This window comes from Nocardia sp. NPDC050412 (assembly GCF_044458825.1).
Classification (GTDB): domain Bacteria; phylum Actinomycetota; class Actinomycetes; order Mycobacteriales; family Mycobacteriaceae; genus Nocardia.
In genome coordinates this window covers 291,082-314,054 of sequence record NZ_JBITIJ010000005.1, presented here as the reverse complement: position 1 = coordinate 314,054, position 22,973 = coordinate 291,082, and the positions used below count along the sequence as shown (strand labels likewise).

General features: G+C 64.0%; 21 protein-coding genes. 11 read left to right on the top strand and 10 right to left on the bottom strand.

Translation table 11 applies throughout. The features are described 5' to 3' along the window. Position 1: 1 nt before the first annotated feature. The 8 genes from ACIBI6_RS15875 to ACIBI6_RS15840 all read left to right on the top strand — a co-directional run bounded on the left by ACIBI6_RS15875 (position 2) and on the right by ACIBI6_RS15840 (position 7,470). A complete protein-coding gene (locus tag ACIBI6_RS15875; RefSeq protein ID WP_396956751.1) occupies positions 2-1,204 on the top strand; it encodes an acyl-CoA dehydrogenase family protein in 1,203 nt (400 codons plus the stop codon). After that, positions 1,201-1,962: an SDR family NAD(P)-dependent oxidoreductase gene (locus ACIBI6_RS15870; RefSeq protein ID WP_396956749.1), complete on the top strand. Its 762-nt coding sequence runs from the start codon at positions 1,201-1,203 to the stop codon at positions 1,960-1,962. The genes ACIBI6_RS15875 and ACIBI6_RS15870 overlap by 4 nt, the downstream gene beginning before the upstream one ends. Before the next feature lie 13 nt (positions 1,963-1,975). Beyond that, positions 1,976-2,752 carry an SDR family NAD(P)-dependent oxidoreductase gene (locus tag ACIBI6_RS15865; protein ID WP_396956747.1) on the top strand — a complete coding sequence of 259 codons (777 nt, stop codon included), beginning with the start codon at positions 1,976-1,978 and terminating at the stop codon, positions 2,750-2,752. Then, positions 2,752-3,867: an NAD(P)-dependent alcohol dehydrogenase gene (locus tag ACIBI6_RS15860; RefSeq protein WP_396956745.1), complete on the top strand. Its 1,116-nt coding sequence runs from the start codon at positions 2,752-2,754 to the stop codon at positions 3,865-3,867. Before ACIBI6_RS15865 ends, ACIBI6_RS15860 begins: the two co-directional genes overlap by 1 nt. Continuing rightward, entirely contained in the window at positions 3,864-5,381 is a 1,518-nt protein-coding gene (locus ACIBI6_RS15855; RefSeq protein WP_396956743.1) for a class I adenylate-forming enzyme family protein, read from the top strand. The genes ACIBI6_RS15860 and ACIBI6_RS15855 overlap by 4 nt, the downstream gene beginning before the upstream one ends. Before the next feature lie 45 nt (positions 5,382-5,426). Further along, entirely contained in the window at positions 5,427-6,050 is a 624-nt protein-coding gene (locus ACIBI6_RS15850) for a TetR/AcrR family transcriptional regulator (RefSeq protein WP_364356584.1), read from the top strand. A gap of 68 nt (positions 6,051-6,118) precedes the next feature. Beyond that, a complete protein-coding gene (locus tag ACIBI6_RS15845; RefSeq protein ID WP_364356581.1) occupies positions 6,119-6,454 on the top strand; it encodes an EthD family reductase in 336 nt (111 codons plus the stop codon). After that, on the top strand, positions 6,451-7,470 hold the full coding sequence (locus ACIBI6_RS15840; RefSeq protein ID WP_396956740.1) for an MBL fold metallo-hydrolase: 1,020 nt from the start codon (positions 6,451-6,453) through the stop codon (positions 7,468-7,470). The genes ACIBI6_RS15845 and ACIBI6_RS15840 overlap by 4 nt, the downstream gene beginning before the upstream one ends. 146 nt (positions 7,471-7,616) lie before the next feature. On the opposite strand, the gene ACIBI6_RS15835 is transcribed toward ACIBI6_RS15840, so the two are convergent. Genes ACIBI6_RS15835 through ACIBI6_RS15810 form a run of 6 tightly spaced genes read right to left on the bottom strand, consistent with a single transcriptional unit; the run spans position 7,617 to position 13,799 of the window. Then, complete coding sequence (locus tag ACIBI6_RS15835) at positions 7,617-8,381, bottom strand: SDR family NAD(P)-dependent oxidoreductase (RefSeq protein WP_396956737.1); 765 nt, start codon at positions 8,379-8,381, stop codon at positions 7,617-7,619. 41 nt (positions 8,382-8,422) lie between these two features. Beyond that, entirely contained in the window at positions 8,423-10,114 is a 1,692-nt protein-coding gene (locus tag ACIBI6_RS15830) for an ABC transporter permease (RefSeq protein WP_396957054.1), read from the bottom strand. Then, entirely contained in the window at positions 10,114-11,277 is a 1,164-nt protein-coding gene (locus tag ACIBI6_RS15825; protein ID WP_396956735.1) for an ABC transporter ATP-binding protein, read from the bottom strand. The genes ACIBI6_RS15830 and ACIBI6_RS15825 overlap by 1 nt, the downstream gene beginning before the upstream one ends. Positions 11,278-11,287: 10 nt before the next feature. Continuing rightward, the gene (locus tag ACIBI6_RS15820) at positions 11,288-12,040 is read right to left on the bottom strand and encodes an SDR family NAD(P)-dependent oxidoreductase (protein WP_364356569.1); all 753 of its coding nucleotides are present in this window, start codon (positions 12,038-12,040) and stop codon (positions 11,288-11,290) included. Positions 12,041-12,063: 23 nt separating this feature from the next. Next, complete coding sequence (locus ACIBI6_RS15815; protein ID WP_396956733.1) at positions 12,064-13,101, bottom strand: substrate-binding domain-containing protein; 1,038 nt, start codon at positions 13,099-13,101, stop codon at positions 12,064-12,066. Positions 13,102-13,109: 8 nt separating this feature from the next. Beyond that, entirely contained in the window at positions 13,110-13,799 is a 690-nt protein-coding gene (locus tag ACIBI6_RS15810) for an alpha/beta fold hydrolase (RefSeq protein ID WP_396956730.1), read from the bottom strand. 86 nt (positions 13,800-13,885) lie between these two features. Between ACIBI6_RS15810 and ACIBI6_RS15805 the strand changes: the two genes are divergently transcribed. After that, complete coding sequence (locus ACIBI6_RS15805; protein WP_364356560.1) at positions 13,886-15,844, top strand: FAD-dependent oxidoreductase; 1,959 nt, start codon at positions 13,886-13,888, stop codon at positions 15,842-15,844. Positions 15,845-16,176: 332 nt separating this feature from the next. Then, positions 16,177-16,596 carry a hypothetical protein gene (locus ACIBI6_RS15800; RefSeq protein ID WP_364356557.1) on the top strand — a complete coding sequence of 140 codons (420 nt, stop codon included), beginning with the start codon at positions 16,177-16,179 and terminating at the stop codon, positions 16,594-16,596. Between the two features lie 257 nt (positions 16,597-16,853). Here ACIBI6_RS15800 and ACIBI6_RS15795 read toward each other — a convergent pair whose 3' ends face one another. After that, complete coding sequence (locus ACIBI6_RS15795) at positions 16,854-17,555, bottom strand: hypothetical protein (RefSeq protein WP_396956727.1); 702 nt, start codon at positions 17,553-17,555, stop codon at positions 16,854-16,856. A 63-nt stretch (positions 17,556-17,618) separates the two neighbouring features. Beyond that, entirely contained in the window at positions 17,619-19,178 is a 1,560-nt protein-coding gene (locus ACIBI6_RS15790) for an aldehyde dehydrogenase family protein (RefSeq protein ID WP_396956725.1), read from the bottom strand. Between the two features lie 196 nt (positions 19,179-19,374). Here ACIBI6_RS15790 and ACIBI6_RS15785 point away from each other — a divergent pair, with 196 nt between their 5' ends. Continuing rightward, positions 19,375-20,709, top strand: a complete 1,335-nt coding sequence (locus tag ACIBI6_RS15785; RefSeq protein ID WP_396956724.1) for an FAD-binding protein — start codon at positions 19,375-19,377, stop codon at positions 20,707-20,709. 10 nt (positions 20,710-20,719) lie between these two features. On the opposite strand, the gene ACIBI6_RS15780 is transcribed toward ACIBI6_RS15785, so the two are convergent. Both ACIBI6_RS15780 and ACIBI6_RS15775 read right to left on the bottom strand, forming a co-directional pair. After that, positions 20,720-21,736, bottom strand: a complete 1,017-nt coding sequence (locus ACIBI6_RS15780) for a phosphotransferase family protein (RefSeq protein WP_364356545.1) — start codon at positions 21,734-21,736, stop codon at positions 20,720-20,722. Further along, positions 21,733-22,944 carry an acyl-CoA dehydrogenase family protein gene (locus ACIBI6_RS15775; RefSeq protein ID WP_396956723.1) on the bottom strand — a complete coding sequence of 404 codons (1,212 nt, stop codon included), beginning with the start codon at positions 22,942-22,944 and terminating at the stop codon, positions 21,733-21,735. The genes ACIBI6_RS15780 and ACIBI6_RS15775 overlap by 4 nt, the downstream gene beginning before the upstream one ends. Positions 22,945-22,973 lie beyond the last annotated feature (29 nt).

Genomic DNA, 22,973 nt, shown 5'->3' with positions numbered 1-22,973 from the left:
CGTGGATTTCTCCTACTCCCCCCGCACGCAGGATCTGCTCGGCAAACTCGAATCCTTCATGGACGAGTACGTCTATCCCGCGGAGCAGGTGTTCGACGCCCAGATCGCGGCGAACGACAACCCCCATGAGCAGCCGCAGGTCATGCGAGACATACAGGTCAAGGCCCGCGAATCAGGTCTGTGGAATCTGTTCATGACCCACGACGGGCTCGGCGCCGGACTCACCAATCTGGAGTACGCGCCATTGGCCGAGGTAGTCGGTCGATCCATCATCGGCAACGAAGCCATCAACTGCTCGGCTCCCGACACCGGCAATATGGAAATTCTGGCCATGTACGGGACCGAGAAACAGCGCCAGCTTTGGCTGAAACCATTGTTGGACTGCACTATTCGCTCCGCATTCGCGATGACCGAACCCGCGGTGGCCAGCTCCGACGCCACCAACATCACCTCTACCATCGTCCGTGACGGCGACGAGTACGTCCTCAACGGCCGCAAGTGGTACACCTCCGGCATTCTCGACCCGGACTGCAAACTCATCATCTTCATGGGCAAATCGGATCCGCAGGCACCCACATATCGCCAGCAGAGCATGATTCTGGTCCCCCGTGACACTCCCGGAATCGAAGTGCTGCGCGATCTTCCGATGTTCGGCTTCCATGACCGGCTCGGCCACGGCGAAGTCCAGTTCACCGATGTCCGCGTCCCCGCCGAGAACATGCTCGGCGCCGAAGGTGACGGATTCGCCATCGCCCAGGGCCGGTTGGGACCGGGCCGGATGCACTACGCGATGCGCGCCATCGGCATGGCCGAGCGGGCGCTCGACATGATGTGCCAACGCTCCCTGGAGCGCATCGCATTCGGCGGTCCACTGGCCGATCGCGGGGTCGTACGCGAGTGGATTGCCCGCAGCCGCATCGAGATCGACCAGATCCGCCTGCTCGTCCTGAAGTCGGCCTGGCTCATCGACAACTACGGCAACGCCGCCGCTCGATCGGAAGTCGCCGCCATCAAGGTTTCGGCGATGGAGGTGGCGCACACCGTCGTCGACCGCGCGGTGCAGACCTACGGTGCGGCCGGCGTCAGTGACGACACTGTCCTGGCCCGCCTGTACGCCATCACCCGGGCGCTGCAGATCGCCGACGGTCCCAACGAAGTACACCTGCGTACCATCGCCCGCCTCGAATTGAAGAAGCACAAATGAGCACAACGGAATTGACCGGAAAGGTCGCCTTGGTCACCGGCGCCAGCCGCGGCCTCGGACTGGCGATCGCGCGCGGACTGCGGGACGCGGGTTGCACGGTTATCGTGTCCAGCCGCAAACGCGACGCCTGCGAGCAGGCCGTTGCCGCGCTCGGCGACGGCGAAGGGTCGGGCAGCGCGCACCCGTTCGAATTGCATGTGGGCAAGTGGGATTCGATCGAACCGGCCGTGGATCGGATCATCGCCGATTTCGGCAGTCTCGATATCGTCGTGAACAACGCGGGTATCGCACCGCTGGCCGACAATCTGCTGTCGGTCTCGGAAGGGTTGTGGGACAAGACCATCGAGGTCAACCTGAAGGGCCCGTTTCGCCTGATGGCGGTTGCCGGTGCCCGGATGGCCGCCGCCGGTGGCGGGTCGATCATCAATATCTCGAGTATCGGGGCCGTCCGGCCGAGTCCGCCCGAGGCGATGTACGCGGCGGCCAAGAACGGGCTCAACGCATTGACCATGGCGTTCGCTCAGGAATACGCGCCCACTGTGCGCGTCAATTGCGTGATGCCGGGCGGATTCGCGACAGATATGGCCGAGAACTGGGATGAGGAATTCGTCGGGAAGATCATCGATCGCCTGCCCGTGGGCCGGCTGGGGCGGCCGGAGGAAATCGCCGGTCTGGTCACCCATTTGGCGAGTGCCGCCGCCGGTTACACCACCGGTGCGATCATCCCGGTCGATGGCGGCCGGACCGCGGTGTACTGACATGCGAAACGACATGAGTACCACCGGAACGACACTGGACGATCTGTTCGGGTTGTCCGGCCGGGTCGCCATCGTCACCGGCGCTTCGTCCGGCCTCGGAATGGGCTTCGCGAACGCTCTCGCCGGTGCCGGGGCCACCGTGTACGCGGCGGCCCGCAGGCTCGACCGGTTGGCCGCGCTGGCCGCGGATAACCCACGGGTCGTTCCGGTTCGTTGTGATGTTACATCCGAGGAGGACCGCCGGATGTTGGTCGACCGCTGCTATGAGCAGTCCGGACGGCTCGATGTGCTGGTCAACAACGCGGGCAAGCCCGGTCCCCCGCATGCCGAAGACGAAACGGTAGCCGGGTTCGCATCGATCCTCGAGGTCAACCTGGTCGCGGGATTTCACCTCGCCAGCTATGCCGCGACGCGACTGCCCGAGGGCGCACGCGCGTCGTATATCAATATTTCTTCGGTGATCGGGCTGGTTTCGACCGCACCGATCGGCGGCGCGAGCTACGCCGCATCCAAGGCCGGGATACTCGGACTCACCAGGGAACTCGCCGGGCAGTGGGGGCGCAAAGGGATCCGGGTGAACGCGGTAGTGCCGGGCTGGTTCGACACCGAGATGACCGATGGCCTGTTCGACAACGAGAAGTCGGCCGGGTGGGTGCGCCGCAACACCATGCTCGGCCGTGGTGGCAATGCCGGTGAAGTCGACGGCGCGGTCCTGTTTCTCGCCTCCGACGCGTCGTCCTATATGACCGGGCAGACGCTCATTGTCGACGGCGGCTGGACGGCTCGCTGATGCTGGCCGTCCAACTGACCGAATGGGGTACCGAACCACAGTTGCGTGAAGTTGCGGTTCCGGAGCCGCGTGGAGAAGAACTCCTGTTACAGGTCACCGCGGCGGGGCTGTGTCGCTCCGATCTGCACGTCATGGATGCCGCCGAATCGAGCTTCGACTATCCGCTGCCGCTCACTCTCGGCCATGAAGTCGCGGGCACGGTGATCGATGCCGGTCCCGGTGCGGACCGGTCCTGGCTCGGTGAAGCCGTTGTGGTCCATGGCATCTGGGGCTGTGGCCGCTGCCGCAATTGTGCGCGTGGACGGGAGAACTACTGTCTGACGCTGCGGCCTCGTCCGGACGGCAGACTGGCTGCGATCGGCAATGGCCTCGGCTATCACGGCGGTCTGGCACAGGCCATGGTTGTGCCCTCGGCCCGATTCCTTGTTCGCACAGGCGATCTCGAACCCGCCATCGCCGCTCCACTCGCGGATGCTGGGACGACCGCCTACCACGCCGTGCACCAGCACGCCGATGTCATCGACGAATCCGCGATCTGCATCGTGATCGGTGTCGGCGGGCTCGGTCACCTGGCGATTCAGATCCTTCGCCACTTCGGTGCCGGACGTGTCCTCGCCATCGACAACCGGCCGGAAACACTCCCCGCCGCATTGCGGCTGGGCAGCGATGCGGCGTTTGCCGATCTCGCCGCGGCGCTTCCGGCACTCGACGGCGGCGCCGACCTGATCCTCGATTTCGTCGGCGCCTCCGACACGATGGAGTCGGCCGCGCGAGCACTCGCGCCAGGGGGCCGACTCGCGGTCGTCGGCAGTGCGGGCGGCCGCCTGGCCGTGGGCAAACACATCGGCCTCGCCGCCGGGTGGCAGGTGGACGCACCGTTCTGGGGTGCCCGATCGGATCTGGAGGCGGTGGTCGATATGGCTATCGGCGGGACACTCCACGTCGAGTCCACGACATATCCCCTCACCGATGCGATCGACATCTACCGGCGCCTTCGGGCCGGAACCGTCACCGGACGCGGGGTACTCGTGCCGCCTCTATTGACGAGCCGAGCACCGAAGCGAGTCGAAGCGAGTAGACAGATATCGAGCGTCGCGAGAGAAGTAGGGCGATGAAGACACTTGCGCACGAAATGATCGAGCGGGCACAGCGCACGCCGGAGCAGACGGCAGTTGTGGACGAATTCGGTCGCCACACCCTCGGAAAGATCGTGGCAGCGGCCCGAGCGCTGGCCGAGCGGATCGAGTCCATCGATCCGGCCCCGCCCACCGTCCTCATCCAGGCCGATAACACCTGGCACACTGTGGCGGCGGCCGTGGCGGTCGGTCTGCGTGGTGGTGTCGTCGCGGTATTCGGCGCGCATGCCACCGAATCCGAGTTCGCACTGGCTGTCGAGGATATCGCCCCGGATCTGGTGGTCGCGGCACCTGACTCGCTGCTGCGCTGGGGTGTGCGGGACGATCGCTTCCCGATTCGGGATACCGCCTTCGATGCGCGCGTATTGCGCTCGCGAACGGGCCCGTTCGATTCGGTGGACAGATGGCACGGGGGCACCGCCATCGCGATGACCTCCGGCTCGACCGGGCGTCCCAAATGTGTTGTGCAATCCGAAGAAGCCATCCGCTATGCCTGTCAGTGCACCATCGATACCGTTCGACTGGAGCCGGATGAGGCGGTGGGAGCCTTCGTGCCACTGTCTTCGGTAGCCGCCTTCTGTTTCGGCATGTACCTGCCTGCCTATCTCGGCGGCACGATGGTGTCGATCGGCAAATGGGAACCCGCCGCCGCCCTGGCGGCCATGGCGGAACACCGCGTCGCATGGACGATGCTGGTTCCGACCATGGCCCTGCAGTTGTCGGTGGCCGAGGGCTCCGAAGGCGTGTTGGCCGCCCTGCGGGCGATGACCGTCGGCGGTGGTCCGATGAACGAACGCGCACTGCGTGCGGCCGAGGAAAAACTCGGTACCACGTTCCTGCGGGTTTTCGGTATGTCCGAATGTCTCGGACACACCACACCACAACTCGACGACCCGCCCGCCATCAGGCTCGGCCGGGACGGGCGACCGTTCCGCGGTACCGTCGTACGGGCGGTCGACACCACGGGGAATGTCGTGGCCGCCGGCGAGATCGGCGATGCGCAGGTACAGGGCCCGTCCCTGTTCGTCGGTTACGCCCGAGGCGGCGTCGCGATTCCGCCGACGCTCACCGCGGACGGTTTCCTCCCGACCGGCGATCTGGTCGAGGTCGCCATCGATGGCTCGATCCGGGTGACCGGGCGCCAGAAGCAGATCATTATCCGAGGCGGCCGCAATATCGATATCAACGAACTCGAATCCGCCATCGCGAACGTACCGGGAATCGTGCAGGTGTGCGTAGTCCCGGTACCCGATGCCATGCTCGGCGAACGAGCGGCAGCACTGGTGGTCACCGACGGCGAATCGCTGACATTGGCCACTGTCACCGATCTGCTTGCGGCGGCGGACTTTCCCAAGTCGAAGTGGCCCGAGTACCTGTTCACGGTGCAAGACCTGCCGCAGAACACCGTCGGCAAGTTGTCCCGGCCCGACGCGGCGCGGTTAGCGACACAGCTGGCCACCGCAGTTGACCCGAGTTCACCTCAGTTTTGGTAGAGTCATGTCGAATCCACACCATCGAATGCGGGGGTATAAGAGCTGATGACCGTCGACTCGGAGGTCCGCCGCGAAAGCGCACGCTCGAAGCGAAGCGGAATCCTCACCGCCGCCATCAAGCAATTCGGGAAAGTCGGTTACGAGCACACCAAATGGGCGTCGATCGCCGACGAGGTGGGTATAGGTCAGACCGCGCTGTACCACTATTTCGAGTCGAAGGCCCACTGCCTGCTGACGATCATGCGACTCGAACTGGCCGACTCGGCCGAAAGGTTCAACGCCGCGGTCGCTGATCAGGCCGACCCCGAGCAAGCATTGCGCGCCGCCATCGCCGCGGCGCTGACCGCCTCGCCGACCGATGCCCTTCAGCGCCGCATCCTGCAGAACCATATGGACTTGCTCGCCGCCCCGCGTCAGTCGGCCAAGGAAGAGGCCGAACGCCTGCGGTCGCGTGAACTCGTGCGACAGATCGAGCAGAATTGGACAGGGCTGATCTCGGACGGAATCGAGGCCGGCGTCTTCACGCCGGGCGATCCACGCATGCTCGGCCGAATGGTCCTCGGCCTGGTGATCAGCGTCTGGCGCTGGTACCGGCCGAAAGGCGACGTCACCCTCGCGCAGATCACCGAGTCGGTCACCGAAGCAGCAGTACGGATCGTGCGTAACTGAGATCCCAATTCCCACACAGTGGGATCTCTACGCTCACTGAAACTGAACAGAATTCAGTTAGGAGTCGCATGTACAACCTGATCGTCCTCGCATCGCGTCCCAGCGATTGGACCCATGAGCAGTTCATCGAATGGTGGCGGGGTGAACACGCGGAGGTGACCTACCCGCTGCCAGGCCTGCTGCGCTGGCAGCACACCGAACTCCTCGAATCCTTCGACGAGAAGTCGTCCGGTTGGGACGGTCTGTCGATTCTGAGTTTCGAATCCCGCGGGGCGCTCGACGCCGCATTGGCGAGCCCGGAATGGAAGGCCGCCGTCGAGAACGTGGGCACCATGCGGGGACGTCGCATGATCTGGTACGGCGAGGAGAAGACAATGGTGCCGCTCGCCCCGGCGGTCGAATGAGCGCCGAATGGGCCGAACCCGGGTGTTATCCGATAACCGAAGGGATCCACCGCATCCCGCTGCAGATGCCGCAGGACGGCCTGCGCGCGGTCAACGTCTACGTACTGGAAACCGACGCCGGCCTCGTGCTCATCGACGGCGGCTGGCACCGACCCGACACCTACCGGGAGCTCTCCGACGCATTGGCCCGAATCGGCCGGTCGGCAGCCGAAATTCACGATGTCTTCGTCACCCACATCCACCGCGACCACTACACCTTCGCCATCGAACTGCGCCGTCGGCACGGCTGTCGAGTTCATCTCGGCGTCGATGAAGCCGGCGGACTCAACGCCATCCACAAACTGAACAGCAACGTCCCTGACAGTTCGCTACGGGAACTGCGACGGGCGGGCGCGGACGATATCGCGCGACGAGCTCATGCGGCAGGCATCGCCGAACCGTTCGAACGCGACGACTGGGAACAGCCCGACCACTGGCTGCGACCGGGCGCGCTGGCCATCGCCGGGCTCGATCTGCATGCGGTTGCAACACCCGGACATACCAAGGGCCACATGATCTTTCAGGATCGCGAGAGGGGACTCGCCTTCACCGGCGATCACGTCCTTCCCACGATCACCCCATCGATCGGCTTCGAATTGGGCCCGTGGGAACTGCCATTGGACAACTTCCTCCGGTCATTGATGTTGCTGCAGCACGATGACGAGCAGAAGATGCTGCCCGCGCACGGCCCAACCGGAGGCAGCGTCGGGAAACGCGCTCGTGCACTACTCGCCCACCATGACCACCGATTCGAGCAAATCGTCACTGTCGTCGGCGATCTGGGCCCGTGCACCGGCGTGGCGGTGGCCCGAGCATTGACGTGGACACGGCGCGACCGCGCATTCAGCACGCTCGACGACTTCAACCAGATGGTTGCGACGTGCGAGACGATGGCGCATCTGGATGTCCTGGTCGCCCGAAATGTGTTGTCCGCGAAGGACGCGGACGGCGTTATGGCCTTCCGGGTGGCCGCATGATGCGCCTGAGCGCCCGCTGAGCATGGATGCAGCGCACATGACGAGCCGATCCCACACAGAAAGCCCGTACCTGTGATCTGATCGAGGTGCGGGCTTTCTATTGCGCAGGGATCGCCTCACGCTGTCGACGCCAACAGCTTCGCCGGTCAGGCGCAGGTCCAGCCGCCGTCCACATAGAGTTCGGTGCCGGTAATGAAGGTCGAATCGTCGCCCGCCAGGAACGCGACGGCGGCGGCCACCTCTTCGGCGCGGCCCAGTCGTCCCATCGGCGTGTTCGCGACCATCGCTTGGTGTCGCTCGGTGCCCTCGTACCGTTCGAGCAGCTGTGGCGTTTCGATGAATCCAGGGTGGATCGAGTTGACTCGCACTCCCTTTGTCGCCCAATGCAATGCGGCGTTCTTCGTCATGCTGCGCACGGCCCCCTTTGCCGCCGCGTAGGCCACGCTGTTGCCAAGGCCGCCGACGGTGCCGAGGATCGAGCAGATATTGACGATCGATCCGCCGCCGGTCCGCTCGATCAGTGCGCCCGCATGCTTCATGCCGAGCCAGGTGCCGGTCTGACTCACCTCGATCACCCGGTTGTATCGATTCAGATCTTCGTCCACCACCGATGCCAGGCTGCCGATGGCACCGTTGTTGACGACGGCATCCAAACTCGAGAAGCGTTCGGACACCGCGGACATCGCCTGCTGCCACTGCGACTCCTGGGTGATGTCCAATCCGAGAACCTGATGCCGCGCACCGTGTTCCAGGCCGCCACTCAGCTTCTCGCACGCGTCGACGTCGACGTCGGTCACTACAACCGAGGCCCCCTCCTCGGCCAGGCGGTGCACGATTTCGACGCCGATCCCCCCTGTCGCACCGGTCACCAACACAACCTTGCCATCGAGCCTCGAAACACCGAGAGTCATTGCTGTGCAGTCCTTTCGCAGTCGGAGCTGGGCTCCGACGGTCAGAGCTTGCTGAGTACGTTGCGGCCGCCGACCAGCATGGCGAGTGCGACACCGATCGTGGTTACCGCGGTCATGAGCAATGCCATCGCCGCGACCAGCGGGTATGAACCGTTCTGCCACATATCGAACAGCAGGGTCCCCATCACCTGAGTGGTCGACGCACGCACCAGCAGCGAGGCCGCGAATTCGTGGGTGAGCAGGATGAACATCAAGGCGACCGCGCTGAGGATGGTGGGACGCATCAACGGCAGCATGATCCGCGCGTTCGTCACGAATGGTGATGCTCCGCTGGTTGCCGACGCCTCGGTATAGGTGTTGCCGAGGGCAAGCATCGCAGTCATCTGCATTCGCGTCGCGAAGGGCAACATCAGTACGACATAGACGAGGATGATCACTGTTCGCGTCCCGTACAGGATCAGTGGCGGCTCGGTATAGGTGAGCAAGAAACCGACGCCGAAGATCACCGCCGGGATGCCGAGCGGCAATGCCGTGATGAAATCACCGATGAGCGCCAATATTTTGTGGCGTCGGCCGCGTACCAACAGGTTGGCCATCACGTAGCCTATGGGTACACAGATCGCTACCGCGCCGAGCGATGTCAGCACACTGGTGATCACCGATTCGACAATCGCTTCCGTAGCGGCCAACTCTCGGAAATTGTTGAGCGTGAACAGGTTCCACGACAGTGACCCCGACCAGTACCGTGTCGAGGACACGATGATCAACCCGACCAAAGGGATGACGAGGGCGAACAAGGCGTAGCCGATGATCGTCACTACGGCCCAGGTGGCGCGGCCGGTGGATGGCGCGAATGCCTTGCCGCCGTGCGTGACGAAGCGAGTCTGGTTGCCCAGCAAAGCCTTCTGGATCAGTACCAATACGAGCCCGAAGATCACCAGCGGCGAACCGGCCGCAGCAGCAGCGGCGAAGTCCGACGGTGATTCGGAGACTCGCCGATACATTTCGGTGGTGAGCACCTTGACGCCACTGTTCTGGCCCAGCAGCAGTGGACCGGTGAACTGGCCGAGGCCGAGCAACAACGCGATTCCGCCGCCGTAGATCAACGACGGGCGCAGCAAAGGCAGCACCACCCGGAAGAACACTCCGAGCGTGGACGACCCGCTCACCTGCGCGGCCTCGAGATGTTCCGAGCTGACGTTCTGCATACCCGCGCTGACGAAAAGGTAGACGAACGACGTCAACCCGAAGGCGGTGAGAATGATGATCCACGGAACGGTGTAGACATCGATCGGTCCGGTATCCGATCCGCTCCACCACGGCAACTTCCTCAGCACCATATTCAAATAGCCGGGCCCCGGCGATAGCAGAAAGGCCCAGCCGACGACGTTGGCGACCGCGGGCATGACGATCGGCAGGATCGGAATGATCCGCAGGAAGCCGAGTCGGTCCGGCAGTCGGCTCGCCGCGAACGCCAGCACCGTGCCGAGCACCATCGCGATCACGAGCGATCCGAGGGCCAGCGCGATGGTGGTCCCGATCGTTTCCGCGATATCGAAGCGCCCGTATTGGTTTCGATAACCCTGGGCGCCGTTTTCGAACGCCAGCGATTGCAGCCGGATCATCGGCAATACGACCAAATAGGCGAGAACTGCCAGCAAGGCCAGGTATCCGATTCTGGCTCGCCAGTGCGTGGGAATCGCAAAGGACCGGGTGGCGGTAAGCGTGGCCATCACGATTGCCCTCCCGCCCCCGCCGTCGCCAGTACCGGCACATCGGCGCCCGCGACGTCCGGCTGTGCGAAGACACGCAAGCTCGCCGGCGAGAAACTGACGATCATGGGATCGCCTGGGCGGCTTCGGCGCAACATGGCACCATGGGTGGCCGCATCGAGTCGTACCGCGAGCTGTTCGCCACCCGTTCGGACGGTCACGTCGAAGTGGCGTCCGCCGTATTCGTATGTCACCAACTCGGCATGCAATGCCACATCGCCCTGCGGCACTTCGTCGATCGACGAATGCACGACGACATCGTCGGGACGTAGCCGTGCGACCGCGGACGTACCTTCGTCGGCTCGTCCGCGCACCACCGCACGCGTCAGGTCGATATCGTCGCCGGCCGAGGTGACCCAGCCACCGGGACCGCGGCGCAGTTCCAGCCGGTTTGCCATACCGATGAACGCGGCCACGTACTCCGATACCGGATGCTCGAAAACCCGCTCGGGGGAATCGTACTGTTCGATCTTGCCCGCCTTCATAATGGCGACACGGTCGCCGAGGGCGAATGCCTCGGCCTGGTCGTGAGTGACGAAAACCGCTGTGAATCCGAGGCTTCGATGCAGCTGATGGATTTGCGAGCGAACCTGATCCCGCAATCTGGCATCAAGGTTGCTCAATGGTTCGTCGAAGAGCACCAGATCGGGCCGGGCAACCAGGCCACGGGCCACCGCGACGCGCTGTTGCTGTCCACCGCTGAGCTGCGCCGGGTACCGGTCGAGCAGCTCCGTGCAATCGACCATGGCGGCGGCACTTTCGATGGCTCCGCCGGAGATCTCCTTCCGCAATTTGCGGACCTGCAGCGGATATCGGATGTTCTTGCGCACGGTCATGTGTGGCCACAGTGCGTACGACTGGAACACCATTCCGATATTCCGTTTGTGGACAGGCACATTCAGCTTCGCCTCGGCGTCGAAGACGCGCCGGTCCTTGAAGGTGATCGAACCATCCTGGGGTGTCTCCAATCCGGCGAGACAGCGCAGGGTGGTTGTCTTGCCGCAGCCACTCGGGCCGAGCAGTACGAGGAGTTCGCCTTCCTCGATCGCGAGGTCGAGCTGGTCGACGACGACATTCGATCCATAGGTCTTGGTGAGACCGGAAACTGTGAACTGCGAGCTCATCTCATGCCTTCTAGGTCTGCTTCTTGGGTGTGCGGACGCCGGCGGCGGTGCCGCCATCGACCAGCAAGTCGATCCCGGTGACATAGCTGCTGTCGTCACCGGCAAGGAACAAGATCGCCTTCGCGACCTCCATCGGGCTGCCACGTCGCTTCATGGGGATGCTCTGCACATATGCTTCGACATCGTCTGCGGCAAAGTCGGGAACCGCGGTGATCTCGGTGTCGATGCTGCCCGGGCACACCGTGTTGACACGGATACCACGATCGGCCAGTTCGAGTGCCGCGACCTTGCTCAGGGCGCGAACACCGAATTTCGACGCGCCGTAGGCCCCGAGTTCGGCGGTCGCGAGCACACCCCGCAGCGACGAGATGTTGATGATCGAGCCACCTGCGACCATCGCCGCGGCGGCCGCCCGCAGTCCGAGGAATGTGCCGACCAGATTGAGGTCGATCATCCTGCGGAACTGCTGCAGCGTGGTTTGCGTCAGTGGCGCTTTCATCGCCGCTCCGGCGCTGTTCACCAGCACCTGGAGCGGGTGTCCCGCGCGATCCATATCGGAAGTGACTGCCCGCCAATCGGATTCGGCAGTCACATCGAGTCGACGGTAGTGCGCAGTCGGACCCAGTTCGTGTGCACGGCGCTCTCCCGCCGTGTCGTCGAGGTCGGTGAGGTACACCGTCGCGCCCTTGCTCGCGAACAGTTCGGCGGTCGCTCCGCCGATTCCGCCGGACGCTCCGGTGACCAATACGTTGACTCCGCGCATCAATGCAGTACTCCCGTCCACTGTCAGCTCTGGAAAAGTTGTGACCACTCTTGGGAGTACTTCTCGATCTTCTCGGGGGTCAGATCACTGGTGTCCGGTGCAGCGATGTCCTGCGCTCGGGCTACCGCGCCGGGGGTATCGGCCAACGCCGCCGCGTATCCCCCGTTGAGCGCTGTCTGCCCTTCGCGGGTGACCATGAAATCCGCCAGTACCTGAGCGGCATTGGGATGCGGCGCCACACTCGTCACCTGGCTGTACCAGGGGGTGCCCCACGGCGACGATGGCAGAGCCCAATTGACCGGGGCCCCTGCGGCCACTTCGGTCACCAAGGGCTGAACCGAAGGCGTCACGACAATTTCACCGGAGGTCAGTGCCTGGGCGACCCCCAGAGCGCTCGGGTAGATCCGTGGCTTCAGGGCGGCGAGTTGCTTCCAGTAGTCCTCGCCATAGGTGCGCGCGTAGTACCGGTACAGATCGACGTAGGAGGCGATGCCGGACGGATTGACGATTCCGATCTTGCCCCGATAGGCGGGATTCACTATGTCCTGGGGAGATTTCAGGCCGTTCGGGACCGCACCGGTGTTCCAGCCCAGCGCGAAAACCGCCGCGCTCGTCAGGAAGAACCGGTTGCTGAGCACACTCTTGTCCGGCTGATACTCAGGAGCCTTCAGATCCGGCCCGACCAACTCGGTGGAGTACGAGCCCGATTTCGCGGCATTGGTAATCCACGCCGCATCGGTCAGCATGTGCACATCGGCGGTGCCCTTCCCGGTCTTCTTCTCGGTCTCCACCCGCGGGTTGATGTCGGCGTCGGTCCCGCGCACGAAGTCCAGCTTGATCCGCGGATACTTGGCCTGGAACGCGGTCTTGAGGGCTTCGAGGTTGGCCGGCTTCTGGCTCGAGTAGAGCATCACGGCGCCCTCCCCGTTGGCCGCGGCGACCACGTCCTCCCAGCTTCCCGCGACGGGCTTCGAGGCGGACGAATTCCCGCCGCAGGCGGTCAGGCCGAATGTCGAGGCGACAATCGCGAGAGCTGCGACCGCCTTGGTCAGAGATTTCATGAGGGAATCTATTTCCTTACCTGATCGAGAAGAGCGACCAGATCGTTCGGGATCGAGACCATCGGCATATGGCCCGATTCGAGAAATCGGGTGCTTCCACCGACGAGGTCGGCGGACCGCGATTGCAGATCCGGCGAGTAGCACGCATCTTTGGTGAGGCGAATGTAGGTTCGCGGAAGGTCGGCCGACAGGCCCGAGAGATCTACCGTTTCCTCGAGCAATGCCGCCGAATCATCGATGATCTGATCGGCAGTCCATTCCGTCTGCTCGGGTGACATGTCATTGCACAACATGGCAATCGCGGCAGCGCGGTCCTGGTGATAAACCCCGCCGACGATCGACTGCCGCACGGCGGCCTGGACAGCCGGATCGATCTGGTCGAGCACGCGTGTCCCGTGCGGCGGCACGACGGCGGACAGGAACACGACGTGCTGGATGCGATCGGCCAACTCCGGTAGCACCCGCGGAACCGATACTCCGGCGAACGAATGCGCGACCATCACGATGTCGGTGAGATCGGCCGCGTCCTCGACGATCGCCGCAGCACAGTCGTCCAGGGTTACTCCGCGGATGTCACGGTCGGACCGCTTTCCGCGGCCGGGCAGGTCCACGGCGACCGTCGGCCCGGTGAGCAACGGCAGCAAGCGATCCCAGCACGAGGCGGCCATACCCGCTCCGTGCACGAGTAGAAACGACATCGAACCTCCGAAACTGAACTGATCTCAGTTTGAGAATCTATCCGCAGCCACTTGTGGTGTCAATCACATGGAGACAAACTTATGAAGTGAATCCAGTTCAAGTAGATCTTGTATCCGCTGGCCAGGCATCCCGGCCGCTGCGGATCGGCGCAGTACAGCTGCGGAATCGTCTGGTCGCCACCGCGCACGGATCCGGGGTGGTCGGTGGCGGCCTGGCACAGCCCGGCGACTCGGACTACTGGCAGCGCTGCGCCGCCGGGGGTGCGGCGATGGTGATCGCGGGCGGCACAGTGGTGAGTCCGGAATCGGCGAATCGAATCGGCAATATCACCGAGGCATGGCGGCCCGAAGCGATCAGCGGGCTGCGGGCGCGCGCGACCGCGATCAGTAGCGAAGGTGCCGTTCCGGTATGCCAGCTCGTGCACCTCGGACGCGAAACACTCGGCGCCGAGATCTGGGAGCATCCGATCGCGCCGTCGAGCATCAGATCGCCGCGAGAGCCGGTGCGCGCCAGGACAATGACCGACGCCGACGTCGATCGAATGATCGCGAGTTTTGTCGCCAGTTCCCGCCATGCTGTCGAAGCGGGGTTCCCCGCGATCGAACTGCATGCGGCCCATGGCTATTTGCTGGCTCAGTTCCTTTCGCCCTCTTCCAACGTCCGGGCTGAGTCCGGCACGGTCGCGGGGCGGGTGCAGGTTCTGTACCGGCTGTACGCCGAGATCAAGGCGTCTTGTCCGGAAGTGGTGCTCGGGGTTCGCGTTTCGATCGATGGCGCGCAGGAGGCTGGTCTGGACCTGGACGGACTGTGCGAGCTGATGCCGTTGCTCGACAGGTTCGACTATGTGAATGTGACCGCAGGGGTGCGGACGACATATGTGCGCGATATGGCGACCTCCGAGCCGCCGCTGCTCACGCACGTGCGGAGGCTGCGCGCGGCATCGGCGCGGCCGTTGCTGGTGTCGCAGGCGTTTCGCTCCAGGGCGGACATCGAATCCGCGTTGGCGGCCGGAGCCGATATGATCGGGCTGGCCCGGCCGCTCATCGCCGACCCGCAACTGCCGCTGAAGTTATTGCGGGGCAATGACTCTCAGATCCGGCCGTGCGTATCCTGTAATGAGGACTGCCGCTCATTCACTCCGGTACTGCTGTGCTCGGTGAATCCGACCCTGGCCCCGCCTGGCCACGATGCCCGGCCGGCATCGCCGCTCCGGTTCGGACCGCCACCGGCAGCGTCGGGGCGAGTCGCGGTGGTGGGCGCCGGACCGGCAGGCCTGGAGGCCACGCTTCAACTCACCGCGACGCACGACGTGACGCTGTTCGAAGCGCGCGAGTGGATCGGTGGGCAGCTGGCCGTGGCGGCGCAGGCGCCGAACCGGGCGGGCTGGTCGAAGCTACTGCGGTTCTACACAGACAATCTCGGCAATGCCGATGTGCGACTCGGACGCCGCGTAACACCCCATGAACTGGGCGATTTCGATGAGATCATCATCGCGACCGGCGCCACCGAGCTACCAACGCCCGGTGCGCTGTCCTCGACAGGTCTCATCGCCGATCGGCACGCGATAACACCGGGAGATCGGGTGATCATCGCCGATGACGGCTTCGGCTCATGGCTTACCGTCGGCGCGCTGGAAGCCGCGCTGGCAGCAGGAGCCGCACAGGTGACGGTAGTGGTCCCGGGACCCGCATTCGCGGCCACCATCCCACCGGAAAGCCGGGTCCAACTGATGAAACGCCTTGCCGGGAGCCCGGTGGAGTTCACCGTCGGCGCGACCGTGACAGACATACGAACGAACAGCGCAGGCACCGTAGCGTACTGCCGACATCTCCTGTCGGGCAGGACATTCGAACTTGGGTGCGAACACGCTGTTGCCGTCGGAGAAAGAATCGCCTCAGACTGGCAGGACATAAAGCAGGCCCTTCCGCTGGCACGAGTGCAGGTAATCGGGGACGCAGTAGTGCCACGGCGCGTCTCGCACGCGGTTGCGGAGGGATACGCTGCGGCGCAGGCGATCACGGACACGGCTGTCCGATCGGGTTAGCCGTATACCTAGTTCCGCGAAGCGCACGCAGTGCAGGTCATAGACCCTCGTACCTTATCCCCCAGTACCGGGTCCTTCCTGGACGACGTTGGCGCTGACCCGACCGCCGGAACTGGTCGCTCCCATCGATGGGGTAGACAGCTGCCAGTCCTGGGAATGTATCTCGTGGGCGGTCGAGCGTCGCGATGTACCGTCTTCGTCGCCATGTCGGATGCCCTTGCTGTGCGGCGGAATCAGTCGCGTGTCGTTCACCTCTGCGCAATCGGTAGCAGCCGACGACCGTAGCGCAGCAACAATACAACTTTGGTCACATTGCCGTTGAAGCGAGGGAAATGATTGCGGTAAAAATACTTGCGTGGGGCTTGGTTGCGGGAGTTATCCACACGCTGGTGATGATGGTTGTGTACGGAAATCCGCGGGTGGCACGGATACATGCTGCTCAAGCCGTATCGAGCGTTGGCGATGGGACTCGACGACGGAGGCCGCACTATTTCACGCTCAATTTTTTGGGTACTCAAATCGAGGCGTATGTCATGACAATCGGATATGTCTGGCTACATCCTCTACTGCCATTGAACGGAATGGTCGGGGCGATGTTGCTGGCCGTGCTCTTTGCGGCCTTGCGGGTCTGCGCTCCGGTCTGGGCGCAATGGATGGAGGGTACCTACTCCAACAGCTACCTTATTGTAGAGATTTTCGCCGGGGTGCTCGGTAGCATCGTCATTGCGTTCGTGCTCTATCTCCTCACGTGAGGACTACCGCGGATCGATCTATGCCCCCGGCGGGTCGGCCGGGAATCCGCCCAATCGAGCATGCGAGCCGTTTGGTGCGATCACCGGCTAGGATTGGGCCGTCGCCGCAAGTCTGCGAGACCGCTGCGGCAACTATTCGACCCATCCGAACAGTGCCCGGCGTTGCCAGAACCGCTGTTCGACGGATTCGGCATACGCCACATGACTACCGAAACCGCCGATCGGACCGCCTGATTCGCCAGTTCCCGCAGGTCAGATCAATGACCCTGGAATGGTGAATTGATCGTGGTGAAGTACTGGATCGCCGCACCGATCGCGACCGGCGCGGTCACAAAGATTTGACCGGCCAGGGTGCCCAGCGCACCGACAGCGACGATACCGCCCAGGCAGCCGATGGCGGCCGCCGGAATGAAGGGACCGAACAAGCCGACGATGGTCGCCGCGGCGACCGTCGCACCGGCGATGCCACCGAGTACGCAGCCTGCCGCACCGCCGGCCAGGCCACCGACCAGCGTGCCGATCGTGGCACCCGCGCTGATGGTACTGGTCAGGCGGTTCCAGGCGGCCTGCTCACGGTCATACGGAGTCTTCCACGGCGCCTGATCCTCATACGGTAACGCGACCGGCTTGTAGGTCGCGTGTGCCATATCGAACTGCGGGACCAGGGTCGCGGTGCGGTCGTTGATCTCCGCGGCGATCGGGAATTCGAAATCATCGACACGGAACCGCAATTCGGTACCGGCCAGGGTGGCCCCATCGGCCGCCTTGATCTTGAATACACCATCCTCGACAACCATCGCTCCCGCGCTGGTCGTGATGATCGTGGACCGGTCGGTCGCCGAAGCGGTGAAATCGACGTCACCATGCCCGGAGGTGGGCGCGGCATGGACGGTCCCAGCGCTGATGCCGAGTCCGGTGGTCACCAGCGCAGCCGTTACCGCGAACTTCTTGAATTCCATTGCTTGAATCCTCATCGGTTCTTCATGTGTCGAAACAAGTTGGCACTACTCCTGATTCTGGAATCAGGCGGTAATGCCCGGACCGCGTCCGACTGGTACGCCGGACACGACTTCTTGGGGGAGGTCGAGGCTGGGATCGATGGAGATCGTCTTCTGCAGCAGGTATTCCTGTACCGCACCGACGCCGTGCTCGCGCCCGAGTCCGGACTCTTTGTAGCCACCGAAAGGAGAGCCGAGATCCGCGGCGAATGTGTTCACCGAGAAGGTTCCCGTTCGAATTCTCCGTGCGACCTCGAAACCATGTGCGGAGTCGGCCGTGAAGACCGATCCGGCAAGACCGTAGCGACTCTGATTGGCGATCCGGACGGCATCTTCTTCACCGTTGTGCGCGATCAAAACTGCTACCGGACCGAATATCTCGTTCTGCGCGATATCCATATCGTTCGTGACGCCGGTGACCAACGTCGGTTCGATGTACCAGCCTTCCGACAGATGCGCCGGTCGTCGCCCACCGGTGCGTATCGTCGCTCCTTGCTCGACGGCCCGGGCCAGGTGCGCTTCGATGCGCTCGAGATGCGACTTGGTGATCACCGGTCCCACCGCCGTGTCGGCGTCGCGCGGATCGCCCACCTTCAGCGTCTCGAACGCGCGCGTGAACGCATCGGCGTAGAACTCGTACTGTTGCGTAGGTACCAGGAATCGGGTCTGCGCGACGCAGCTCTGGCCGGAATTGGTGGCGACACTCGCGCCGACGAGAGTAGGGACGACGATCTCGGGATCGGCATCCGACAGGACGATCGCCGCCGATTTTCCGCCGAGTTCCAGGACCACCGGCCGAATCAGTTCGCCGCACGCCGCACCGATCTTCTTGCCGACCTCGGTGGATCCGGTGAAGCTCACCATATCGACACCGGGATGTCCGACGAGATACTCGGACCCACCTGCTCGCGCCGCCACGATGTTGATTACTCCGGCAGGGAAACCGATCTCCTGCAACAGATTCCCGAGCGTGAAGATCGCCAGCGGGTTCGGCTCCGTCGCCTTCACAACGACGGTGCACCCGGCGATCAGCGCGGGACCGATCTTTTGTGCCACGGCGGGAAGAGCGAAGTTATAAGCGGGGAATACCGCGACAACGCCCACCGGCTCCTTGACGACCAGGCTCTTGCCCGCCATCGGGATGACGCCGACCGCATCCCCTGATCCCGCGAACGGGGTCAGATCGCTGACGCGCAGCTCGCTGGTCTGCAGTGACTTCGCGACTTCGGCAACGTAATTCAGGCTCATCACCGGCGCTACGGCTTGATACACCTGGGAGAGCAGATGGGCACAGCCCAATTCGTCGGTGATGAGCTCGGCGAGTTCCTCCCCGTGTGCGGCGATCGCCGCGGCAAGGCGGACGAGGTACTCACCGCGCTGCGCGGGAGTGAGTTTCGGCCAGTCGGACCCGTCGAAAGCCTCTCGGGCGGCGGCAACGGCCGCGTCGATATCTGCTTCGGTGGCCGCGGGCACCGCACCGATCGGCTTGCCGCTGGCCGGCGAAATCACCTCGAATCGGTCATCGGAGGACGTCTTTCGCCAAGATCCCCCAATAAAGAATCCAGTGAATTCGCGATCGATCACGCGAAGCTCCTCTCGAAGACAAGGTTGCTATCGTCGGCGCGCTGTCGCCGACAGAACTGAGTTGAACTCGGTTCGGGTTTCACCGTACATGCACCGTGATCCACTTCACAAGCGAATCGGCACTTGAACTGACTTCAGTTTTAGCGTTAGGGTGACCAGCACGCTGGGCAGCACCGCGACGCGTGAGGAGCATCGAATGTCAGAGGTCCACACCGACGTACTTGTCATCGGCGGCGGGATGGCCGGACTCACCGCGGCAGCCCGAGCACTGCATCTTGGCAATTCGGTGATCGTCGTCGAAAAGGCGACCGCAGTAGGCGGATCCGCGCAATTCGCGGGATATGCCTGGACCGCTCCTTCCCACGCGATCATGGACGAGGTCAATCCTCGCGGCGATATCGAGCTGCGCCGCGCACTTGTCGACGGGTTCGGCCCTGGTATCGCTTGGATCCGGTCGCTCGGCGTCGAATGCGCGGATGCGGTGACCGTCCTGCGCTACGGTTCCGGCCATCAATTCGACACCAACCGGTACATCGACGAATGCCGCCGCCGGATCCGCGCCGAGGGTGAGTTGCTCACCGAGACCGACACTCGAGCCCTGCTCACCGAGGACGGTTGCGTCGTCGGCGCTCATGTGCGACTTCCGAATGGCATGGAACGCGAGATTCGCTCTGGCGCAACGATACTCGCGACCGGAGGGTTCCAGGCGAATCCGGAGCTGGTCGACAAGTACATCCAGCCCGTTGCGAGCGCGATGCAGTTGCGGTCCAACCCGACCAGCGTCGGCGACGGACTTCGGCTTGCCGAGTGCGTCGGGGCCGCGACGGGCACGGAACGCTCCGGTTTCTACGGTCACCTCATTCCCGCCGGGGTAGAGTTCCGCGATCCGTCCGACTTCGTCGCGCTGTCGTTGTACTACAGCGAGCATGCCCTGCTGTTCAACCTCGACAACCGCCGGTTTACCGATGAAACCGTCGGCGATCACCTGACCACCATGGAACTGCTGGACCAACCCGAGTCCCGAGGATTGCTCGTCGCCGACGAGCGGGTCTACCGAGACTGGATCACCGGAAGTTACGTCAAGGGCGCGCAGGCGCTCGACAAGTTCGATCTGGCGCAACGCCGCGGCGGCCGTTGTGGCATCGCCGAAAGCCTCGACGACTTCGTATATCTGCCCGCCGAATGGGGCTACGACGGCGTCGACATCGCCGCGCAGATCCGGGCTGTCAACGCGGGGGGCGCATCCGCGCAGCCCCCGCGCACCTACGACGCGCGAGCGCTCGACCACGGCCCGTATTACGTCATCGAGGTGTGTCCGGCCCTGACATTTCCATTTCACGGCATTCGCATCGACCGGTACGGCCGGGTCCTTGCCACCAGCGGGGGAACCATCGATGGACTCTTCGCGGCGGGCGCCGATATCGGCGGTCTCTACGACCGCGCGTATACCGGCGGAATCGCCGCCGCTCTTGTATTCGGACTTGCCGCGGCCGACCGGGCGGCAGCCGACCGTGCCGTCCCGGCCGGCTGACCGCCGTGGTTCACCTCCGACGTAGTGCCCGTAAGCCCGCGGCCATGAACTCCGGTGTCGCCTCGGCCGCAGCGGCCGCGCCGTTCCCGGCGTCGGCACCTTGCCGAGCCCGGTGGGTGATTCCCTCACCGATGACCGCGAGCTTGAAGTTGGCGAGGGCGAGATAGAAGTTCCACTCGCCCAAGTCTCTCCCGGATGCATCGGCGTACCGCTGTGCTAGTGCATCCGCAGGAGGAAACCGCGGGCTCGTCCACGCGGCTTCGGCTCCGAGGACATGATCGAATGCCGGAGACCGGTAAACACACATGAGCGCGACATCGGTGAGTGGATCGCCGATCGTCGAGAGCTCCCAGTCCACCACGGCGCGGACGATATCCGGTCCAGCCAAGTCGAGAATGGTGTTGTCGATCCTGAAGTCGCCGTGCACAATTGCGGCACTCGACGCCTTCGGGACACGCTCTGCGAGGGCCTGAAACAGAGTCATCGCGTCACCGAGTTCGCGCGTCTTCACCCGTTCCCATTGACTTGCCCACAACGTCACTTGACGGGTGAGGAATCCGTCGGGTCGACCGAACGATTCGAGTCCGACGGCGCGATAGTCGACAGCGTGGAGTTCGACCAGCGCCGCCACCAGCGCCGAGGTGCTCATCTCCACCTGTGCGTCGGTCAGGCCGGCGAGATCGTACCGATCCCGCACCACTTGGCCCGCAACGAATTCCACGACGGTCATGGGTACGCCGAGCGCGGTGCCCGCCGCATCGAACGCCACGGTTGCGGCGATCGGCACCCGGGTGCCTTGCAAGGCGTGCGCGACGGTGTACTCGCGGGCCATATCGTGTGCGGATGGTGTCAGCCCGCTGACCGGCGGGCGACGGACCACCCACGTCGACTCGTCGTCGCAAACCTTGTAAGTCAGGTTCGAGCGGCCGCCGCTGATCGGTTCGATCACCAGCTCGCCACGTACCTCGACCCCGCTGTCCAGCAAGAACCGGTGCAGCGCTTCGGCATCCATACCCGGCAGCGTCATGCGGAATCCACACGGATCGCGCGTTTGGCCGCACCGACGCTCCGTTTGGCGATAGCCCAGCGATGGACCTCGGAGGGACCGTCGTACACGCGAAACGGTCGCACCTCACGTGCCAGCCGCGCCAGCGGCAGATCCTCGGCCACGCCGAGGCCACCGCACATCTGCGCCGAGCGGTCGACGATTCGGAATATCGCCTCTGCGGCAAAGGTTTTCGCGATCGATGTTGCATTGGACGCGGCACCGCCGCGGTCGAGTTCCCAGCACGCCCGGACGAGCAGCGACCGGGTTGCCGCGATATCTATCTCGTTGTCGGCAACCATTTTCTGAATCATGCCGAGATCACCGAGTTTCGCACCGAATGCCTCGCGCCGCGCCACATGGTGTACGGCGATATCGTGGCCGCGGCGCGCGGCTCCGAGCCATCGCATGACGTGCGTCATCCGGGCCGGTCCGAGCCGAACTTGCGCATACTCGAAGCCTCTATCAACTGCACCGAGCACCGCGGAATCGGGCACCACCAGATCCTCGAAGGTGACCTCACAGTGACCACCGAGCATCGAGCGGTCCGCTGTCGGGATGTGCCGCCCGACGTGCAGCCCTGGTGTATCGGCCGCCGCCAGGAACATCGTTGCGCCGCCACGCTCCCCCGACTGACCCGACGTACGCGCCATGATGATGAAGAACCCGGCGCCGTCGGCCCCGGTGATGAACCATTTGCGTCCGTTGATGCGCCACCCGGCCGCTGTCCGCTCGGCCCGGGTCGTCAGCGCCGATGGATCCGAGCCCGCGCCCGGAGCGGGCTCGGTCATCGCGAACGCCGACCTGATCTCCCCACTCGCCAAGGGCGCAAGGTATTGCGACTTCTGCTCTGGGCTCGCGACATGCGCGAGCAGGTGGACATTTCCTTCGTCGGGCGCCGCGATGTTCAATGCCATGGGACCGAAGAGTGAATACCCGGCCTCCTCGAAGACCGGCGCCCGATCCGACATCGACAATCCCAGCCCGCCGTACTCGACCGGCGCATGCGGGGCGAACAAGCCTGCGAGCTTGGCGGCCGCCTGTAGATCCTTGCGCACGATATCGCCACCGGCGGCGGTGATATCGCCACCATGCCGGTCCTCGATCGGAACGACGACCTCGCGGGTGAACGCTCGGGTCCGTTCGACCAATGCCGCGATCTCAGCCGAGTACGCCAAGTCGATCGCCATATACCTACCTATCGCCTGATCAGTACGAC

What these genes read in the sequence shown, in the direction of transcription:
- ACIBI6_RS15870 (WP_396956749.1), top strand. Translation starts at nt 1,201, where the DNA reads ATGAGCACAACGGAATTGACCGGAAAGGTCGCCTTGGTCACCGGCGCC.
- ACIBI6_RS15865 (WP_396956747.1), top strand. Translation starts at nt 1,976, where the DNA reads ATGAGTACCACCGGAACGACACTGGACGATCTGTTCGGGTTGTCCGGC.
- ACIBI6_RS15860 (WP_396956745.1), top strand. Translation starts at nt 2,752, where the DNA reads ATGCTGGCCGTCCAACTGACCGAATGGGGTACCGAACCACAGTTGCGT.
- ACIBI6_RS15855 (WP_396956743.1), top strand. Translation starts at nt 3,864, where the DNA reads ATGAAGACACTTGCGCACGAAATGATCGAGCGGGCACAGCGCACGCCG.
- ACIBI6_RS15850 (WP_364356584.1), top strand. Translation starts at nt 5,427, where the DNA reads ATGACCGTCGACTCGGAGGTCCGCCGCGAAAGCGCACGCTCGAAGCGA.
- ACIBI6_RS15845 (WP_364356581.1), top strand. Translation starts at nt 6,119, where the DNA reads ATGTACAACCTGATCGTCCTCGCATCGCGTCCCAGCGATTGGACCCAT.
- ACIBI6_RS15840 (WP_396956740.1), top strand. Translation starts at nt 6,451, where the DNA reads ATGAGCGCCGAATGGGCCGAACCCGGGTGTTATCCGATAACCGAAGGG.
- ACIBI6_RS15835 (WP_396956737.1), bottom strand. Translation starts at nt 8,381, where the DNA reads ATGACTCTCGGTGTTTCGAGGCTCGATGGCAAGGTTGTGTTGGTGACC.
- ACIBI6_RS15830 (WP_396957054.1), bottom strand. Translation starts at nt 10,114, where the DNA reads ATGGCCACGCTTACCGCCACCCGGTCCTTTGCGATTCCCACGCACTGG.
- ACIBI6_RS15825 (WP_396956735.1), bottom strand. Translation starts at nt 11,277, where the DNA reads ATGAGCTCGCAGTTCACAGTTTCCGGTCTCACCAAGACCTATGGATCG.
- ACIBI6_RS15820 (WP_364356569.1), bottom strand. Translation starts at nt 12,040, where the DNA reads ATGCGCGGAGTCAACGTATTGGTCACCGGAGCGTCCGGCGGAATCGGC.
- ACIBI6_RS15815 (WP_396956733.1), bottom strand. Translation starts at nt 13,101, where the DNA reads ATGAAATCTCTGACCAAGGCGGTCGCAGCTCTCGCGATTGTCGCCTCG.
- ACIBI6_RS15810 (WP_396956730.1), bottom strand. Translation starts at nt 13,799, where the DNA reads ATGTCGTTTCTACTCGTGCACGGAGCGGGTATGGCCGCCTCGTGCTGG.
- ACIBI6_RS15800 (WP_364356557.1), top strand. Translation starts at nt 16,177, where the DNA reads ATGATTGCGGTAAAAATACTTGCGTGGGGCTTGGTTGCGGGAGTTATC.
- ACIBI6_RS15795 (WP_396956727.1), bottom strand. Translation starts at nt 17,555, where the DNA reads ATGGAATTCAAGAAGTTCGCGGTAACGGCTGCGCTGGTGACCACCGGA.
- ACIBI6_RS15785 (WP_396956724.1), top strand. Translation starts at nt 19,375, where the DNA reads ATGTCAGAGGTCCACACCGACGTACTTGTCATCGGCGGCGGGATGGCC.
- ACIBI6_RS15780 (WP_364356545.1), bottom strand. Translation starts at nt 21,736, where the DNA reads ATGACGCTGCCGGGTATGGATGCCGAAGCGCTGCACCGGTTCTTGCTG.
- ACIBI6_RS15775 (WP_396956723.1), bottom strand. Translation starts at nt 22,944, where the DNA reads ATGGCGATCGACTTGGCGTACTCGGCTGAGATCGCGGCATTGGTCGAA.